Below are 17,676 nucleotides of genomic sequence, written 5' to 3'. Positions count from 1 at the left end.
CCACCCCGGTAGAGCTTTCTTGGCCATGCGGTTGCCGGGATGTGGAAAGGAAGGGGGGTGGAACTGTCCGGGTGTGGTGCTGTCAGGGCGACAGCGCTAAGGGCCAAGATGCGAGCCATGACAGCAGTGGTGGAAACCGAGGGGCTGACCAAGTTCTACGGTAAGCGCCGGGGGCTGGAGGATCTCACCCTGGAGATCCATCCCGGCGAGGTGTTCGGGTACCTCGGCCCGAACGGCGCCGGGAAGACGACGACGATCCGCCTGCTCCTCGACGTGATCCGTCCCACGCGCGGCGAGGTCCGCGTCCTCGGCGCCGACCCCCGTGACGCGTCCGTCCGCAGCAGGATCGGCTACCTCCCCGGCGAGCTGGCCCTCGAAGGCCGGGAGAAGGCGCGAGAGTACCTGGACTTCCTCGCGGGCGTCAGGGGAGGCGTGGCCAGGGGGAGCATCGACGTGCTGGCCGAGCGGCTGGAGGCCGACCTGTCGGTCAGGATGGGGCAGCTCTCCAAGGGCAACAAGCAGAAGGTCGGCCTGATCCAGGCGTTCATGCATGAACCCGACTTCCTGATCCTCGACGAGCCGACCAGCGGCCTCGACCCGCTCGTGCAGCAGGAGTTCCTCGCGATGGTGCGCGAGGTACGTGCGGCGGGGCGCACCGTGCTCATGTCGTCCCACGTCCTCGCGGAGGTCGAGCACGTCTCCGACCGGGTGGGCATCGTCAGGGGCGGCAGGCTGGTCGCCGTGGAGGACGTCGCCGCGCTGCGCGAGAAGGCCGTGCGCCGGGTGGAGTTCCACTTCGACGCCCCGGTGCCCGAGGAGGCGTTCCGGGATCTTCCGGGCGTGCGCGACCTCCAGGTCACGGGCGCGAGCGTGAGCTGCACGATCGACGGCCGCCCCGACGCGCTCATCAAGGCGGCGGCGCGGTTCACCGTCGTCCACATGGTCAGCGCCGAGCCGGACCTGGAAGAGATCTTCCTCACCTACTACAGCGAGGACGTGCACCATGCCCACGTTGGTGCGTAAGACCCTGCGCGACTATCGCCGCGCGCTCATCGGCTGGTCGGTCGGCATCTGCCTCTTCGCGGGGTTGTACACGTCCTTCTTCCCCCAGATGCACAAAAATCCGGACTTCTATGACCAGGCGGCCCTCGCCAAGTACCCCGACAGCGTCCGGAAACTGATGGGCGGCCTGGAGAACATCGCCAGCGGCACCGGATTCCTCCAGGCCGTCGTCTACCAGCTGTTCGTACCACTGCTCTTCATCATGTGCGCGGTGATCCTCGGCAACAAGGCCATCGCGGCACCCGAGGAGGCGGGCACGCTGGAGCTGACCCTCACGCTGCCGATGGCCCGCAGGCGGCTGGTGCTGGAGCGCTTCGCCGCGCTGGCGATCGGCCTGCTCGGCGTCGCGGTCGCGTCGTTCGCGGTGATCGTCCTCCTCGGGTCGGCGGTGGACCTCGGAGTGCCCCTCGGCAGGATCGTCGCGGCGCACACGGGCCTGTACCTGCTGGTCCTGTTCTTCGGGACCCTCGCGCTCGCCGTGGGCGCGGCCACCGGCCGCAAGGCGCTCGCCATGGCGGTCGCCGGCACGTACGCGGTGGCGGGGTACGTGGTCAACGCGCTGGCCGCCGACGTCGAGGCGATGAAGTGGCTGAACCGGCTCTCGCCGTTCCACTACTACAGTGGAGGAAACCCGCTGGTGAACGGCTTGCCGGTGGGCGACTACCTGGTCCTGCTCGCCGGGACGGCCGTGCTGATCCTGACCGCCGTCCTCTCCTTCGACCGGCGTGACGTAGGAGTGTGATGGACGTTCTCGCTCATGTGAGCGAGGCGACCGGGGTGCCCGCCGACCTGCTCGGCGGGTATCTCTCGGTGCTCACGGCCGCCTCGTCCACGGGACGCTTACCCGACCGTGACGCCGTCGAGGCGCTGCGCGCGCTCGGGACGGCCGCCGCCGAGCGTGGCGTGCCCATGCGCTCGCTCACCGACGCCTGCCTGCTCGCCTGCGAGCTCACCTCCCGTCCCGCCGGCGCGCCCGTCCTCGGAGCCGTACGCAGGGCCGTGGCGGCGTACTTCGACGGATACGAGGAAGCACAGCTCCGGGCCATCCGGGAGGAGGACGAGGCCCGGCGGGAGTTCATCGGCGACCTGTTGCAGGGACGGGCCGACCGGCTGGCCGAGCGTGCGGAGCATTTCGGGCTCCGGCTGGCCGAGGCGTACGTGGTGGCCGTGGCCAGGGACGTCAAGCCGGTCGGGGACGGCGACCCGCTCATCCGCCGGATCGAGCAGGCGCTGATCGCCCGGTTCGGCTCGCACAACGTCCTGATCGCGGCCCGTGACGGCCTGCTGGTCTGCGTGGCGCCCGCCGCCCTGACCGCGGCCACCGGGGAGTTCACCCACCACGTGCGCGGGAATCTCGACGCCGGCTGGCGGGTGGGCATCGGCCGTCCGCATCGCGGACCGGGAGGCGTGGTGACGTCCTTTCGCGAGGCGAGCGACGCGATCGGCCTGGGGGAGCGGCTCGGCCTGCGGCCCCAGGTTCTGCGGGCGGCCGACCTGCTGGTCTTCCCGGTCCTGCTGCGCGACCGGGACGCGATCGAGGACCTCGTCGCGACCGTCCTGAACCCGCTGCTGGACGCGCGCGGCGGTCCCGAGCCCCTGCTTGAGACGCTGGAAGCGGTGTTCGGAGCCCAGGGCAACCAGACCGCCGCCGCCCGGAAGCTCGGCATCAGCACCCGGGCCGTCACCTACCGCCTGGAGCGCATCCGGCGGCTCACCGGCTTCTCACCCGACGACCCGACCCAGCGCTTCACACTGGAGACCGCCGTCCTCGGCGCCCGCCTCCTCGGCTGGCCGCCGGAAACGGGTTCCTAGCGGTCCCACCGGACACCGGTTCCCAGTCGTCCCGCTCACGTCGTCCCGCCTGGCGCACCCGGGTCACGGTGGTTCGTAGGGGATGACAGTGGTTTACCGGCTTTGTAAGTTCTGTTCTGGAATGGGGAGCGTGACCTACCATACGGAGCGTGATCACCCCCCTTCGCCTGGTCCGCAGGTCTATCGGGACCGTTCTGGGGTTGGGCGGCGTCACCTGCTGCCTGACCATGCTGTTCCTGAGCTCCCGCCTTCTGCTGGGCGTAGGAGGGAGCTGTGCCTCCGGCGGGCCGTACGTGGTGGCCACCCCGTGTCCGGACGCGATCGGGTGGATCATGCCGGTGTCCATCATCGGCGGGCTCGCCGCGGTGGGGCTGTACGCCGCGAGTCTCCTGCCGGTGGGTCCCCGCCTGATCCCGCTTGCCTGGCCCGCGCTGTTCCTCAGCCTCGGCTGGAACTTCCTCGCGTCCTCGCTCGAAGGGCCCGGCGTCGAGACCGGCTTCCTGGTCTGCGCCGTGGTCTTCGCGTTCATGGGAGGCGTGCCGCTCTTCTTCATGCTCAACCGGGACGCGTTACGCGTGCTGTTCTGGGGGCCGTCGCCGAAGCCCGCGCCCGCGCCTCCTCCGGCGGGAAGCGTGCGGTGGACGACGTCGGTGGTGCTGCCCGGCGATGACGACCGGCGCGGGCACCGCGACCGGCCGGCGGACGCGCCCGTACCCCTGGCGGACGCGCCCGTACCCCCGGCGCGCCCGGCGTCGCGCTTCGTCGAGCTGACCCCACAGGACGCCGTGGTGGGTGGCCCTGGCGGTTCCGGTGACCTGGTCGGCCAGCTCGAACGGCTCTCCGTCCTCCACGAGACCGGCCGGCTCGACGACGCCGAGTACGCCGCCGCCAAGGCCCGCCTTCTGAACGGCTCCCGGTGACCCCCGAGCCCGTCCTTTCGACTGGAGCACCATGAACGACTCGGAAGGAACACGATGAAGAACGAGACCGCGCTGCGCGCCTGGGCGATCGCGCTCAGCCTGATCGCGATCGCCGGGGGCCTCTACCTGGGCGTTCTCTTCTTCGATCTCGCGACGCCCGGCTGATCCGGGCGGTCCGGCTGATCCGGCGAGTGCTCGGGGGATCAGCCGGACCTTTCTCAGGGGATCAGCAGGAGCTTGCCGGTCGTACGGCGGCCTTCGAGGTCGTCGTGGGCCTTGCTCGCGTCGGCAAGGGGATACCTGCCGGAGATGTGGACCTTCAGGGCGCCGCTGGCGACCCAGCCGAGCACGTCGTCGGCCCGCCCGAGCAGCTCCTCGCGCGTGACGGCGTAGTGGGCGAGCGTCGGCCTGGTCAGGAACAGCGACCCGCCCTGGTTCAGCCGCTGCGGATCGAACGGCGGCACCGGCCCGCTCGCCGCTCCGTACAGGGCCAGCAGGCCACGCTGCCGCAACGAGGCCAGGCTCCCCTCGAAGGTGGCCGCGCCGACGCCGTCGTAGACGACGTGCACGCCCTGGCCGCCGGTCAGCTCGCGCGCGGCCTCGGCGAAATCCTCGTACGGGATCACGTCGTCGGCCCCGGCCTCCCGGGCCGGCTTGGCCTTCTCCTCGGTGGAGACCGTGCCGATCACCCGGCCCCCGCGGAGCTTGACCATCTGGGTGAGGAGCAGCCCCATTCCGCCCGCCGCCGCGTGGATGAGCACGTCGTCACCGGTGTTCACGGCGTACGTGGAGTGGGTGAGATAGTGAGCGGTGAGACCTTGGAGGATCACGGCCGCCGCCGGCTCGAAGGGCAGATCATCGGGAAGCGGGATCGTCCTGGCAGCCGGGACGACCACCTTCTCCGCGTAGCTGCCCAGCACCCCCTGCCAGCCCACCCGGTCCCCGGCCGCGATGTCCGTCACGTTCTCCCCGACGGCGGTCACGGTGCCCGCGCCCTCCGACCCGACGCCGAACGGCGCCTGGAGCGGGTAACGCCCCTCGCGGTGGTAGACGTCGATGAAGTTGACGCCGCTCGCCGCCACGTCGACCAGCACGTCATCGGGCCCCGGCACCGGATCGGGCACCTGCTTGTATTCGAGCGCGGAAGACCCACCAGGGGTGGAGACGACGATGGCATGCATGACGCTGGACTCCTTCGCGAGCAGACGGTGCGTTGCTCGTGCCCAACCGCCGGGGCCCTAAGCCTTGTTCCCTTCGGGCCACCTTTGCGTTCTCCCTCAAACCGGCTTTGCGCGATCATGCCCGTGGGGCCAGGATTGTCGGGGGCGGGCATCCGCCGATCAGGCGTGTTCCGGTCACCACAGGGGTTTCGGCCAGCAGGAGAAAGACGGGAGCTGTCGAGGGATGACTGCGACGACCATCGCGAACCGAGGGCAGACACTGACCTTTCCCGACGGCTTCATCTGGGGAGCCGCCACCGCCGCCTACCAGATAGAGGGAGGCGCGGCCGAGGACGGCAGGGGCCCGTCGATCTGGGACACGTTCGCCAGGACCCCGGGCGCGGTGTTCGAGGGGCACACCGGCGACACCGCCTGCGATCACTACCACCGGTATCCCGGCGACGTGCGCATGATGAAGGAGCTCGGCCTGGAGGTCTACCGGTTCTCGGTGGCGTGGCCGCGCGTCCAGCCCGGCGGCTCCGGCCCCGCCAACGCGGCGGGTCTCGACTTCTACGAGCGGCTGGTGGACGAGCTGCTCGCGGCCGACATCGCGCCGTATGTGACGCTCTACCACTGGGACCTTCCGCAGGCCCTGGAGGAGGCGGGCGGCTGGACCGACCGCGACACCGCCTACCGGTTCGCCGACTTCACGCGGCTCGTGTACGACCGCCTCGGGGACCGGGTCGGCACGTGGATGACCATCAACGAGCCCTGGGTGCAGGCCTTCCTCGGATACGGCATCGGCGTACACGCTCCGGGACGTACGTCGTCGGCGGACGCCTTCCGCGCGGCGCACCACTTGCTCCTCGCCCACGGGCTGGGCACCCAGGCGCTGCGCGACGCGGGCGCGCGGGAGATCGCCCTCACGCTGAACCTCGTCCCGGTGGTCACCCCCGCCCAGGTGAACGACCCGGAGCTCGCGCTGTCCGCGGAGGACGCCGAGGCGGTGGACCGCGTCGACTGCCTCATCAACCGGCAGTTCCTCGACCCCGCGCTGCGCGGAGAGTACCCCGGCAAGGTGCTGTCGATCGTCGACCGCGTCGCCGGGCTCGACCACATCCACGACGGCGACCTCGCGACCATCAACCAGCCGATCGACCTGCTCGGGATCAACTACTACACCCCTTGCGTCGTACGGTCCGGGCCGGGCGAGCCGGCCAACCCCGCCTACCCCGGCACCGAGGACATCGAGTTCACCGGCGCGTACGCCCCGACGACCGCCACGGGCTGGGCCATCGTCCCGACCGGCCTCTCCCAGCTCCTCGTACGGCTCGCGCGTGACTACCCCGAGGTCGGGCTGCTCGTCACCGAGAACGGCGCCGCGTTCGACGACGTGGTGTCGGGCGAGCGCGTGTACGACGCCGACCGCACCGCCTTCCTGGAGGGCCACCTGCGGGCCGCGCACGCCGCCATCGAAGCCGGGGCGGACCTGCGGGGGTACCTCGTCTGGTCGCTGATGGACAACTTCGAGTGGGCCGAGGGCTACAACAAGCGGTTCGGGATCGTGCATGTCGACTTCACGACGCAGCGGCGCCTGCTCAAGGACAGCGCGCGGTGGTACCGCGAGGTGATCCAGCGCAACGGGGTGTGGAGGGAACGCACCCGGCGCCCCACGCTTGAGGAGGTCGCGGCCCGGGCGGGGGTGTCGAGGTCGACCGTCTCGCGGGTGATCAACGGGCAGGCCACGGTCAGCGACGAGTTCCGCGAGACCGTCATGCACGCCGTCAACGAGCTCGGCTACGTGCCCAACTCGGCCGCCCGCAGCCTCGTCACCCAGCGCACGGACACGATCGGCCTCGTCGTCCTCGACTCACCCCACCCGCCCTCCCATCCCGCCTCCCTGACAGACCCCCGCCCCGGGATCGTGGGTGGCGTCCGTTCCGGAGGCGGGAGCGACGACCCGGTGTTCTCCTCGGTCGTACGGACGGCCGTCCACGCGCTGGAAGAGCAGGGCAAGCAGGTCACGCTCATGCTCGCCGGCTCCGCGCGAAGCCGGCTGCGGGTGGAGCAGTATGTCGCGGCGGGGCACGTGGACGGGGTCGTCGTGGTCTCGACGCGCGGCGCCGACCCGCTGCTCGGCGCGCTCGCCCGTACGGGCATCCCGACCGTGTCGCTGGGCCGGCCCGCGGTTCCCATGGCCCTGCCGTACATCGACAGCGATGACACGGGCGGGGCCGTCGCGGCGGTGACGCACCTGCTCGGCACGGGACGGCGGCGCGTCGCCATGATCTGCGGCCCGCTGGACAGCGTCGCGGCGCAGGCCCGGCTGGAGGGATACCGGGACACCCTGCGCGACAGCGGGCGCCGGTCGATCGTCGCCATCGGCGACTTCACCCGCGCGTCGGGAGCGGTCGCGATGCGCCAGCTGCTCCAGGACGACCCGGCGCTGGACGCCGTCTTCGCGGCCAACGACCTGATGGCGATCGGGGCGTTGAGCGCGTTGCATGAGACCGGGCGCAAGGTCCCCGAAGACGTGGCCGTCGTCGGCTTCGACGACATCGAGGCCGCCTCCTACACCATCCCCCCGCTCACCACGGTCAGCAGCCTCCGAGAGGACCAGGCCCTGGCGGCGGTCCGCCTCCTCCTCCGCCAGATCGACGGCGGCCCGGTCTCCTCCACGATCCTGCCCACCGAACTCATCATCCGAAAGTCCACCTGAATCCTCGTATGGTCCCCGCCTCCGGCTCGGACAGCGCTTCCCAGGGGCCTACCGGCCCCTCGACTCCCCAACGCTCCGTTGGCTTATGCCTTTCCACCTGGAAAGACGATGATCGTTTGCCCCGCCTCCGTATGCGAGGCATGGGGCGACCAGGTTTCAGAGAATCCGTCACCGCCTAGCGATGTCCTGTTCAAACCAGACGACTTTGCCGGGGGAACGGGGCTCGATGCCCCATCGACTGCTTAGCGCGTCGATCAGGAACAGTCCACGGCCGTGTTCTTCCAGTAGGCGCTCTGGGAGCTGATTATCGGCTAGGACCACTTCGGCGGGTATGGCGAACACCGGCGGGTGCCTGTCACAGTCCGTCACCTCGATCCGGATGAACGTCTCTGTCTGCGACACATGTACGGCCAGCGTCCTACCATGCGCGGCATGGGTGATGGCGTTGGTCAACGCCTCGCTGAGACAGAGGATCAGATCGTCGATAACGTCGGCAGGACCCCAACCGTCCGTCGGTTTGCGTACGGCATCCCGTGCCTCGCGTACCGCTTCCGGCTGTGCCGAGATGTCGAGTTGGGTGCTCTCCCGCTCAGCCATGGTCGCCGTATCGGTGGCTTGATCCAGTCAGGTGGGGAGGTGGCGTGCTGTGCGGCGCATCCACAGGTGCTCCTCTACGTACGTCGATCGGTTCGTGATCGACGCTCTGATTACTTCACGTGCATCTCAAGTGACGCTTAGTGCCTATGGCATGTCATTCTGCAATATCAAAGTGGGGTAGCAGGAAGGATTGCGAGGGCTGGAGTTCCAGGCGGTCGGGTGTGATGTGGCATGGGACTGACTCCTGGCTCTGGAGGATGTCCCAAGCAGACAAACCGAAGGGAGTCGCTATGGGGGAGAATCCGACCATCCTGCGGATGAGACTCGGCGCCGAGTTGCGGGAGTTGCGCGACCGCATGGGCTTGAGTCTTGACGCGGCGAGCAAGGCGCTTGCGGCGGATGATCACGATATTTCAGTCTCGAAGCTGAGCAGGTTGGAGAACGGGAAGGGCGCTATCCGGCTCCAGGACATCCGTTGCCTGCTCGACCTGTACAAGGTCGGAGATCACGCGCAGCGTGACCTGCTGATGCGTATGGCCCGTGAGGCCAAAGCGGCCGCCCCTGCGGCTTGGTGGACGGACTATGAGTCGGTCCTGCCGTCTGGCCTATCCACCTACGTCGGTATGGAGGCCGGCGCCGGGCGCTTGCTGACGTTCACTTTGGCCCTCATTGAGGGGCTGCTTCAGACAGAGGAGTATGCCCGTGCACTGATTCAGGCGTGGATGCCGACAGATCCGCCGGAGACGATAGAGCGGCTGGTTCAGCTACGCATGCAGCGCCAGAAGGTGCTGGTCACGGATCCCAGACTTGAGCTGATCACGGTCATGGACGAGGCGGCATTGAGGCGGCCGGTCGGTGGCGTTGTGGCTATGGGGTCGCAGTTGCGTCGTGTGATGGAGGTCTGCGAGACGCTGCCCAATGTGTCTGTGCAGGTCATTCCGCTCAGTAAGGGGGCTTATGGTCCGCAACATGGCATGTTCACGCTGATCGAGCCCCGAGATCCAGCGGACAAATCCGTAGCGTATGTGGACTCTATGGGCGGAAACTTGTACATGCAGCGACCGGATCAGATCTCACGGTTCAGGATGATGTTCGGCCGCCTCCAAGCGATAGCCCTCGATCCACGCGAGTCCCTACACCTCATCCGGACTGCCGCCGAGGAGATACGATCATGAGTGCACCGGAATCCGGCGAGCTTCATTGGTTCAAGGCTCGGGCCAGCACGTCGGGCAACGGGTGTGTGGAGATCGCGCACCTGGCCGATGGTGGGGTTGCCGTACGTCACAGCCGCAAGCCGGATGCCGAAGTCATTCGATACACCGCCTTCGAGTGGGACTGCTTCCTCGATGGCGTGAAGAGCGGGGAGTTCGACCGCCCTGGCGCTGTGGGCGACTGACAAGTGCCGGTGCGCGCGCGGGTTTTGGGTGGGCATCAAGTGGGTTCCCCGATCAAGTGGGTGACGGGTGGGTGAATAGACCCCCGGCTTCCGTCGAATCTCGTTCTACCCCCCGTCATCCCACTACGCAGCGGCCAACGGCCCAATCTAACCTCTACGGATGTCTTGATAGCGCAGTTAAGTGGGATTTTTAATGGAAAATATGCCTTTCGGGTGTTCGAGTTAGTTAAGGGGTGATGCTGACACTCTTTTGCTCGCCCTTTATCTCTGTAGTAACGTCCCCGCCATGCCATCGCAAGAACATGAAGCATTGATCCTGCTTTTCAAAAATCGTCCGGAATTGGCTGCTGAATTGCTGGTCGAGGCCCTGGGCATGCCGGTGCCGGGCTACCGCGAGGCCAGGGTCGAGTCCGGGGATCTGACCGAGTGCCCACCGGTGGAGTATCAGGCGGACGCGGTGGTGGTGTTCTCGGACAGTGATCCGGTGCTCGCGGTCGTGGTGGAGGTGCAGCGGGGCAGGGACAAGAGCAAGCGGTGGAGCTGGCCGGTGTATCTGGCGTCGGTGCGGGCGCGGATGCGCTGTCCGACAGTTCTGCTGGTCGTGTGTACCGACGCCAGTATCGCGAAATGGTGCGCGATGCCGATCGAGATGGGCCATCCGGGTTGGAGACTCGCTCCGATGGTCGTCGGCCCGGGGGCGGTTCCGGTAGTGACCGATCCCGCTGAGGCGGTCGACGCGCCCGAGCTCGCAGTGCTGTCGGCGGTGGCCCACGGCGGTGGTATCGAAGCTCAGCCGGTCTTGGAGGCGCTGTTGGCCGCCCTGGCGGTCGTCGATGTCCAGCGGGCTCGGCTGTACGCTGATTTTGTGCTGATGGCGCTCCCCGAGGTGGCTCGGAAGCATATGGAGGTATTGATGGCCGTGGGAACCTACGAGTACCAGAGCGACTTCGCGAAGAAATATGTCGCCGAGGGAAAGGCTGAGGCGATCTTCATAATTCTGTCTGGTCGAGGGATCCCGATTTCGGCCGAAACGCGAAGTCGCATTGTGGCCTGTACGGACCCGACACAGCTCGATGCCTGGATCCAGCGCGCCGCCACCGCCGTGGCGATCGAGGATCTCTTCTCCTGACGACCTGTGGACGTACGTCCCACTTGCAAGCCTGATGCTCAGGTCATCCGTTGCACCGCCTTCGAGTGGGACTGCTTCCTTGATGGCGTGAGGAACGGCGTCGACCCCGCTCAGGCACCTGCGGCGACTCCCATCCGGAGTTCATGCGCACAGCGGGCTCGCTCTACCCGATTTGCCGCTGACGACGCCGCCCGAGGTGGCTGGGATGCATATGGAGGTATTGGTGGATGCGGGAACCTACGAGTACCAGAGCGACTTCGCGAAGAAATACGTCGCCGCGGGAAAGGCGGAGGGCAGGGTCGAGGGAAAGGCGGAAGCGCTCTGCATCGTCCTGTCTGGTCGAGGGGTCCTGATTTCGGATGAAACGCGGAGCCGCATCCTCGCCCACAAGGATCTGGCGCAGCTTGATGCCTGGATCCAGCGCGCCGCCACCGCCGTGGTGATCGAGGACCTCTTCTTCTGACGACCCGGAGTTTGCGGTCGGGGCGTAGCCGGGGCTCACAGGTGGTAGCGGCCGGCCTGGCATGCTGGGGATGTGGGGGAGTTGGGATTGCGGGTTGAGGGGGAGTCGCGGGGGTTTTTGGCGGCGCGGCTTCGGGGCGATGTGGTGTGGGTGCGCTACGACGGGACGTCCTCGCTGGGGCATGTGGTGGAGTCGCTCGGGGTGCCGTTGACGGAGGTGGGGCGTCTGGTCGTCGGCGGGCGGGAGGTTACGCCGTCGTACCGGCCGGAGGCGGGCGACGTGGTGAGCGTCCTCGGGGTGCGGAGGCCGCAGGCTGTTCCCTTTCAGCGATTCCTGCTCGACGTGCACCTGGGGACGCTCGCGCGGCGGCTTCGGCTCGTAGGGGTCGACACCGCGTATGAGAGCGATCTCGATGACGACGCGCTGATCGTCCGGGCCAACGACGAGCGGCGGGTGCTGCTCACGCAGGACCGTGGCCTGCTGCGCCGGAGGAGCCTCTGGATGGGCGCGTACGTCCGGGGTGCGCGGCCGCAGGAGCAGTTCGCCGACGTGCTGGAGCGTTTCGCGCCATCGCTCGCGCCCTGGACCAGGTGCCCGGCGTGCAACGGCCCGGTAGCCCCGGTGGAGAAGAGCGAGGTGGAGGGACGTCTGAGGCCGGGCACCCGCCGTAGCTACGACAGGTTCGCGCGATGCCTCGCGTGTGATCGCGTGTACTGGCATGGCGCGCATGGGGCCCGGCTGGAAGCGGTCGTCGAGGAGGCGGAGCGTATCGTCGCCGCCGCGTATCCGGTCGCACCGCCGGCTGAGGGGGAGTAGCACCGCGCGAGCCTGGCCTTGGGTGGAGCGTGGCACCACCCGCCTGCGGTGCGCGGCATCCTACTTCCGGGCATGCGGCGATTGCGGCCATGCGGTGATAGTGGCGATAGCGGCACTGAATGCCGGAGGCATGGGACCATACGCCCTCGGTTGGGGGAACCCCTATTGGCCGGTGAAAAGGTTCGGATTTCGTGACGTTCTGGAATCATGACTGTTTGTAGCCTCACATGTCGAAATGGGAGAAATCGGCCTGACGTTATCCGTGGCTACGCCCGTCAAGCAGGCGTGACACGGGCTCCCACGCCGGACCACGCCACCTGCGACCTTGGATGCATAAGGACTGAGCGCCGGTGAGCGAGAAGCTGATAGAGGTCCAGAGTCAGGCCGCGCCCGCGCACAGGGTCATCCGCGATGCCCCAGGGGTCGATCGGCCGGCGACGTTCCGGGAGGTGTTCGGGGTCGCCGAGTATCGCGCGCTGTTCGGCGCGGCGGTCCTTTCGTGGGTCGGCGACTACTTCGCCAAGGTGGCGGTGACCTTCCTGGTCTTCCGCGACACCGGTTCCGTGCTGCTGTCCGCCATCGGTTTCGCGATCAGCTATCTTCCCTGGGTGGCCGGGGGGCCGGTGCTCGCCGCGCTCGCCGAGCGCTATCCGTACCGGCGGGTCATGATCATCTGTGACGTGGCCCGGATGCTGATCCTGGGGACGATGGCCGTTCCCGGCATGCCGCTTCCTGCCCTGCTCCTGCTGCTGCTCGGAGCCTCGCTTCTCACGCCGCCGTTCCAGGCGGCCCGCTCGGCGATGGTGGCGCAGTTGCTGACCGGGGACAGGTACGTGGTCGGTCTCTCGTTCCAGAACATGGCGGGTCAGGCCGCGCAGGTGGCCGGGTACGCGGTGGGCGGCGTGGTGACCGCCATCGACGGGCACAGCGCGCTGCTGGTCAACGCCGCCACGTTCGGCGCCTCGACACTGCTGCTCTGGCGTGGCGTACGGCCGAGGCCGCTTCCCGTGACGGAGGTCGACCGGCGGTCGCTGCTGAGGGAGACCGGCGACGGCCTGCGCCTGGTCTTCGGGCACCGGGTGATGAGACCGACCGCCCTCGTGGTGTTCAGCGTGGTGGCGATCCTGATCGTCCCGGAGGGCCTCGCGGCGGCCTGGGCGCCCGAGTTCGGGGGCGGCTCGGAGATCACCGGTCTGCTGATGGCGGCGCTCCCCATCGGGGCCGTCATCGGAGCGTGCGTGACGAGGGTGACGGGCCCGGAACGGCGGCTCAAGCTTCTCAAGCCGCTCCTGGTGGCGGGTCCGCTGCTGCTCGTGCCGGTCCTGGTCGTGCCGCCGTTCGGGGTGGTGCTTCTCCTGGTGCTGCTGGCGGCGTGCGCGGTCAACACGGTGCTCGTGCCGCTGAACGGGCTGTTCGTCCAGATGCTCCCGAACGCCTATCGGGCACGGGCTTTCGGCATCATGCAGGGAGGCATCCAGCTCACGCACGCGGGAGCGGTGCTCGTGGCGGGGGCGTTCGCGGAGAGGTTCCCGGTGGCGATCGTGATCGGGACGTGGTCCCTGTGCGGCCTGGTCATCATGGCGGTCGCCGTCACCAGGTGGCCGGGGCGCGAGGTCATCAGAGAGGAGATCGCGTACGCCGCCGAGCTCAACCGCGTTCCGACGGTGTCGTAGACGTCAGACGGCGTTCTGGACGTTCAGGGAGTTCTGGACGTTCGTCAACTCGACCTGGGGGCGCTGTCGGCGGGACCCTCGACCGTGAAGTCGTCGAAGGACATCTTGAGGGAGGCTCCGGACTTCTCCGGCACCCGTGCCAGGAAACCGACGTCCCCGTTGGGGAGACTCGCCGGCCTTCCCGAGTTGTCCACGTACGACTGTACCAACCGGCCGTCGACCCACATCCTGAGCCGCACGCCCTCGGTGGTCGCGGCGCACTCGGCCTGGAGGTAGGCCGGAGCGCCCTTCACGACGTCGGCCGCCGCGGGCGCGGTGAGGTTGCCGCCCGTGCCCTTCGTGACGCGCCGGATACGTGCCTCGCCGTCCTGGGTGAGCAGGAACTCGTACCGGCTCTGCCTGGACTCCTCGTCGGCCCGGCAGTACAGCCCGTACTCCCCGGTGCCCTTGAAGTCCCTCATGGTCGTCGTCACGGTCAGGAGCAGGTGCTCGGGCGTGGTCGGGGTCGGGGTCGCGGAGGGATTCGGGGTGGCCGGTTGCTTGGGGACGAAGGGGATGGGGGCCTTCTCTATCCTCTCCGCGCCTGCGTCGTTCACGTCGACGGCGTAGAACCCGCCGGGCGCGTATCCGTACATGCCGTACTGCTTGCCGGTGTACTCGCTGCCGCCCCAGCCGGTGCCGCTCTCGTTGAAGTCGTCCCTGTAGAGGGAGCTCAGGTCCGTCGGCGGACCGGACGGCGCAAGCAGCGCGCGCAGGCCGAGCCCGGCCGCGGCGACCAGGACCACTCCCGCCACGCCGAGCCCGATGAGCCGCTTGCGGCGAGCCGCGGGATCGGCGGGCCTCTGGTACGCCGCCGGGTCCTGCACGGCGGCGGCCGGCGCCTGCCCCTGGTACGTCGGGGCCTGTCCGGGGACGGTCGGCGGCGGGCCCTGGTAGGTGGGAGCCTGTCCCTGGTAGGGAGCCTGTACGTGCATGGCCGGCGCCTGCCCCTGGAGGGTCGGGGATCCCTGCCACGCCTGGATCACCGAGTGCTCGGCGCGCTCCGGGGTCGTACGGCCGACCATGTGGTCGAGGATCTGCTGGGCCGTGGGCCTGCGCAGGGGTTCCTTGTCCAGCGTCGCCGCCACCAGGGCGCGGAGCGTGGGCTCCATCCCCTCCAGGGAGGGCTCGGTGTTGAGCACCTGGTAGACGATCGAGGGGAGCGACTCCCCGCCGAACGGAGCGCGTCCGCTGGCCGCGAAGGCCACCAGGCAGCCCCAGGAGAACACGTCGCACGCGGGTGAGGAGGGGTCGCCGCGGAGCACCTCGGGAGCCATGTACCGGGGGGTCCCCATGAGCTCGCCGGTGCCGGTGATCCCGCTGAGCGTGTCCATCGCCCGGGCGATCCCGAAGTCGATGACCCGGGGGCCGACCGGGGAGAGCAGCACGTTGGACGGTTTGAGGTCGCGGTGGACGATGCCCGCGCTGTGGATGGCGGTCAGCGCGGTGGCGACGCCGACGGCCAGCGCGTCCAGGCTGGAGCCGCGCAGCGGCCCCGACGCCTGGATGGCCTCGTGCAGGTTGGGTCCCTCGACGTACTCGGTGACGACGTACAACTGCTCGCCGTCGAGGTCGGCGTCGAGGACGGCCGCCGTGCAGAAGCGTCGGACCCGGCGGGCGGACTCGGCCTCGCGGCGGAAGCGGACACGGAACTGCTCGTGGCGGCTGTACTCCGCGTTGATCACCTTGATGGCGACCCTCTGCCCGGTGTGGTCCTGGCCGAGATAGACCGTGCCCATCCCACCCTGGCCCAACTGGCCGATGAGCCGGTAGTGGCCGATTTGAGAGGGTTCACTCGGACTTAAGTTGTTCACCACGTTGCCTTACCGCTATGCACCTATATGCGACCGCCACCCTATCGAGATCGACGCTCGCGAGATCCCGTTACCCGGCCGCAGGCAGGACGGCCGCCGAATCCGGGCCTGAAGACGAGCTCGAAGCCGAAGACGAGGCGGGTGCCGCCGTCCGCGCGGCGACGAGGACCGGCCGCTCCACGAGCCGCACCGTGGCACGGCCGCCGGGCGCGAGCCGCGCGGCGTCGTGTCCCGGCAGGTCCGCGAGGATCTCCGTCCCGTCGCCGAGACGCAGGCGCAGCCGTACGGACGCGCCCCGGAACGACGAGGTGACGACCAGCGCCTCCCCGTCCTCCGCCGGGGTGACCAGCACGGTCTCGGGGCGGACGAGCACGTCGACGTCGGCTGCGTCCGGCCGCCGGCCGTGTACGGGCAGGCGCTGCCCGATGACCTCGACCTCGTCCTCGCCGAGCCGGCCGGGCAGGTGGTTCATGGTCCCGACGAACTCGGCCACGAACGGCGTCTCCGGCCGGTCGTAGATGTCGGCGGGGGACCCGGACTGCTCCAGCCTTCCGTCCTTGAGCACCGCGACGTGGTCGGCGATCGAGAGCGCCTCCTCCTGGTCGTGGGTCACGAAGATCGTGGTGATGCCCAGCGACAGCTGCAGCCGCCGGATCTCCTCGCGCAGCGACACCCGGACCTTGGCGTCGAGCGCGGACAGCGGCTCGTCGAGCAGCAGCACGCGCGGCTCCAGCGCCAGCGCGCGGGCCAGCGCGACCCGCTGCTGCTGCCCGCCGGAGAGCTGGTGCGGGTAGCGGTCGCCGTGGGACGGCAGGCCGACCAGTTCGAGCAGTTCGGCGGCACGGGCGTGCCGCCTGGCCGTGGGGGCCTTGCGCACCCGGAGCCCGAAGGCCACGTTGTCGCGGGCGTTCAGGTTGGGGAAGAGGCTGTAGGACTGGAAGACCATCCCCGCGTCGCGGCGGTTGGCCGGTACGCGCGTGATGTCCTCGCCGTCGACCAGCACGGCTCCCTCGTCGGGGGTCTCGAAGCCCGCGACGCAGCGCAGCGCCGTCGTCTTGCCGCAGCCCGACGGGCCCAGCAGGGCGATCATCTCGCCCGGCTCGACGGTCAGGTCAAGGCCGTCGAGGGCGACGGCGGTGCCGAAGGTACGGCGAAGCCCCCGGAACTCCACCCGAGCCCCGTTCACGAACCACTCCTTTGCCTGGTGCCGGCGGTGGAAAGGACAAGCAGCAACAGCCAGGTGAGCAGCAGGCTGAAGATGGACACGGCGACCGACATGGCGGCGTTCGCCCCGGAGATCGTGACGATCCACACGGAGAACGGCTGGAAGCCGAGCAGTCGCGCGACGGTGTACTCCCCGAGCACGAGCGCGAGGGTCAGGAACGACGCGCTGGCCAGACCCGCCTTGAGGTTGGGGATGATCACGCGGAACATCACGTGCGGCCAGGAGGCGCCGCAGTTCCTCGCGGCCTCCACCAGCGTGCGGACGTCCATCGCGCCCAGCCCTGCGTCGAGCGCCCGGTAGACGAACGGCAGCGCGAGCACGACGTCGGCGATGACCAGGACCACGGGGAACGACGGGTTCTGGATGGCGATGATCGTCTGGTAGAACGGCGTGGTCGCGAGGTAGTCGGGCCCCCAGCGCAGCACCGTGCTGATGCCGGCCACGAACGTGATCGGCGGGACCACCAGCGGCAGGGTGCAGATCACCTCCATCACCGGACGCAGCCTCGGCGCGCTGAGCCGTACGGCCAGCATCGCCGGGAGCGTGAGGGCCAGCACGACCGCGATCGTCGCGACGGCCAGCCCCAGCGAGAGCAGCAGGCTCTGGACGAAGCCCTCGGCGGAGAAGATCTCCAGGTAGGCGTCGAGCGTGAAGCCCTTGGTGGGGTCGTTGACGGTGAAGACGAACGACGCCAGCAGCGGCGTCACGAAGTACAGCGCGGCCAGCACCAGCACCACGCCGCGCCAGACGCGTACGCGCCGGGGACGCCCTGCGGGGGTTGCGGGCGTGCCGACGTCGGGGAGCACCGTGGGCGTCAGCGCGGCCATCGTGCGCTCCTGTCCTGGGCCATC

Annotated in this window: 16 protein-coding genes; 11 read left to right on the top strand and 5 right to left on the bottom strand. The window is 68.9% G+C overall.

Annotated features, from left to right (window positions below; translation table 11 throughout):
- Positions 1-117 precede the first annotated feature (117 nt).
- The 4 genes from ACGFIV_RS25090 to ACGFIV_RS25075 all read left to right on the top strand — a co-directional run bounded on the left by ACGFIV_RS25090 (position 118) and on the right by ACGFIV_RS25075 (position 3,794).
- A complete protein-coding gene (locus ACGFIV_RS25090) occupies positions 118-1,023 on the top strand; it encodes an ABC transporter ATP-binding protein (RefSeq protein ID WP_392837952.1) in 906 nt (301 codons plus the stop codon).
- Positions 1,004-1,804, top strand: coding sequence for an ABC transporter permease subunit (locus tag ACGFIV_RS25085; RefSeq protein ID WP_358552024.1), 801 nt, complete (start codon positions 1,004-1,006; stop codon positions 1,802-1,804). Before ACGFIV_RS25090 ends, ACGFIV_RS25085 begins: the two co-directional genes overlap by 20 nt.
- Positions 1,804-2,874 carry a helix-turn-helix domain-containing protein gene (locus ACGFIV_RS25080; protein ID WP_358552022.1) on the top strand — a complete coding sequence of 357 codons (1,071 nt, stop codon included), beginning with the start codon at positions 1,804-1,806 and terminating at the stop codon, positions 2,872-2,874. The genes ACGFIV_RS25085 and ACGFIV_RS25080 overlap by 1 nt, the downstream gene beginning before the upstream one ends.
- 149 nt (positions 2,875-3,023) lie before the next feature.
- Complete coding sequence (locus ACGFIV_RS25075; protein WP_392837951.1) at positions 3,024-3,794, top strand: SHOCT domain-containing protein; 771 nt, start codon at positions 3,024-3,026, stop codon at positions 3,792-3,794.
- A 218-nt stretch (positions 3,795-4,012) separates the two neighbouring features.
- Here ACGFIV_RS25075 and ACGFIV_RS25070 read toward each other — a convergent pair whose 3' ends face one another.
- Entirely contained in the window at positions 4,013-4,975 is a 963-nt protein-coding gene (locus ACGFIV_RS25070) for a quinone oxidoreductase (RefSeq protein ID WP_358552018.1), read from the bottom strand.
- A gap of 223 nt (positions 4,976-5,198) precedes the next feature.
- On the opposite strand from ACGFIV_RS25070, the gene ACGFIV_RS25065 reads away from it, so the two are divergent.
- Positions 5,199-7,673, top strand: coding sequence for a GH1 family beta-glucosidase (locus ACGFIV_RS25065; RefSeq protein ID WP_358552014.1), 2,475 nt, complete (start codon positions 5,199-5,201; stop codon positions 7,671-7,673).
- A 168-nt stretch (positions 7,674-7,841) separates the two neighbouring features.
- Here the strand turns inward: ACGFIV_RS25065 and ACGFIV_RS25060 are convergent, their stop codons facing one another.
- The gene (locus ACGFIV_RS25060; protein WP_392837950.1) at positions 7,842-8,270 is read right to left on the bottom strand and encodes an ATP-binding protein; all 429 of its coding nucleotides are present in this window, start codon (positions 8,268-8,270) and stop codon (positions 7,842-7,844) included.
- Positions 8,271-8,560: 290 nt separating this feature from the next.
- On the opposite strand from ACGFIV_RS25060, the gene ACGFIV_RS25055 reads away from it, so the two are divergent.
- From ACGFIV_RS25055 to ACGFIV_RS25030, 6 genes are all read left to right on the top strand, one after another.
- Positions 8,561-9,445, top strand: coding sequence for a helix-turn-helix transcriptional regulator (locus ACGFIV_RS25055; protein WP_358552010.1), 885 nt, complete (start codon positions 8,561-8,563; stop codon positions 9,443-9,445).
- On the top strand, positions 9,442-9,666 hold the full coding sequence (locus tag ACGFIV_RS25050) for a DUF397 domain-containing protein (RefSeq protein ID WP_358552006.1): 225 nt from the start codon (positions 9,442-9,444) through the stop codon (positions 9,664-9,666). Before ACGFIV_RS25055 ends, ACGFIV_RS25050 begins: the two co-directional genes overlap by 4 nt.
- 286 nt (positions 9,667-9,952) lie before the next feature.
- The gene (locus tag ACGFIV_RS25045; RefSeq protein WP_392837949.1) at positions 9,953-10,795 is read left to right on the top strand and encodes a hypothetical protein; all 843 of its coding nucleotides are present in this window, start codon (positions 9,953-9,955) and stop codon (positions 10,793-10,795) included.
- A 172-nt stretch (positions 10,796-10,967) separates the two neighbouring features.
- On the top strand, positions 10,968-11,258 hold the full coding sequence (locus tag ACGFIV_RS25040; protein ID WP_358552002.1) for a hypothetical protein: 291 nt from the start codon (positions 10,968-10,970) through the stop codon (positions 11,256-11,258).
- A gap of 81 nt (positions 11,259-11,339) precedes the next feature.
- Positions 11,340-12,074 (top strand): Mut7-C RNAse domain-containing protein, encoded by a 735-nt coding sequence (locus tag ACGFIV_RS25035; protein ID WP_392837948.1) that lies wholly within the window; start codon positions 11,340-11,342, stop codon positions 12,072-12,074.
- A 350-nt stretch (positions 12,075-12,424) separates the two neighbouring features.
- Positions 12,425-13,747, top strand: coding sequence for an MFS transporter (locus tag ACGFIV_RS25030; protein WP_358551998.1), 1,323 nt, complete (start codon positions 12,425-12,427; stop codon positions 13,745-13,747).
- 44 nt (positions 13,748-13,791) lie between these two features.
- Here the strand turns inward: ACGFIV_RS25030 and ACGFIV_RS25025 are convergent, their stop codons facing one another.
- The 3 genes from ACGFIV_RS25025 to ACGFIV_RS25015 form a co-directional block, all read right to left on the bottom strand.
- A complete protein-coding gene (locus ACGFIV_RS25025) occupies positions 13,792-15,600 on the bottom strand; it encodes a protein kinase (RefSeq protein ID WP_358551996.1) in 1,809 nt (602 codons plus the stop codon).
- 70 nt (positions 15,601-15,670) lie between these two features.
- Complete coding sequence (locus ACGFIV_RS25020; protein ID WP_392837945.1) at positions 15,671-16,786, bottom strand: ABC transporter ATP-binding protein; 1,116 nt, start codon at positions 16,784-16,786, stop codon at positions 15,671-15,673.
- Complete coding sequence (locus ACGFIV_RS25015; protein WP_358551992.1) at positions 16,783-17,652, bottom strand: ABC transporter permease subunit; 870 nt, start codon at positions 17,650-17,652, stop codon at positions 16,783-16,785. Before ACGFIV_RS25015 ends, ACGFIV_RS25020 begins: the two co-directional genes overlap by 4 nt.
- Positions 17,653-17,676 lie beyond the last annotated feature (24 nt).

Source organism: Sphaerisporangium sp. NPDC049003 (assembly GCF_043197795.1).
Taxonomy (GTDB): Bacteria; Actinomycetota; Actinomycetes; order Streptosporangiales; family Streptosporangiaceae; genus Sphaerisporangium.
Note: the sequence above shows the minus strand (reverse complement) of the source record. Positions and strands in the feature narration are given on the sequence as shown.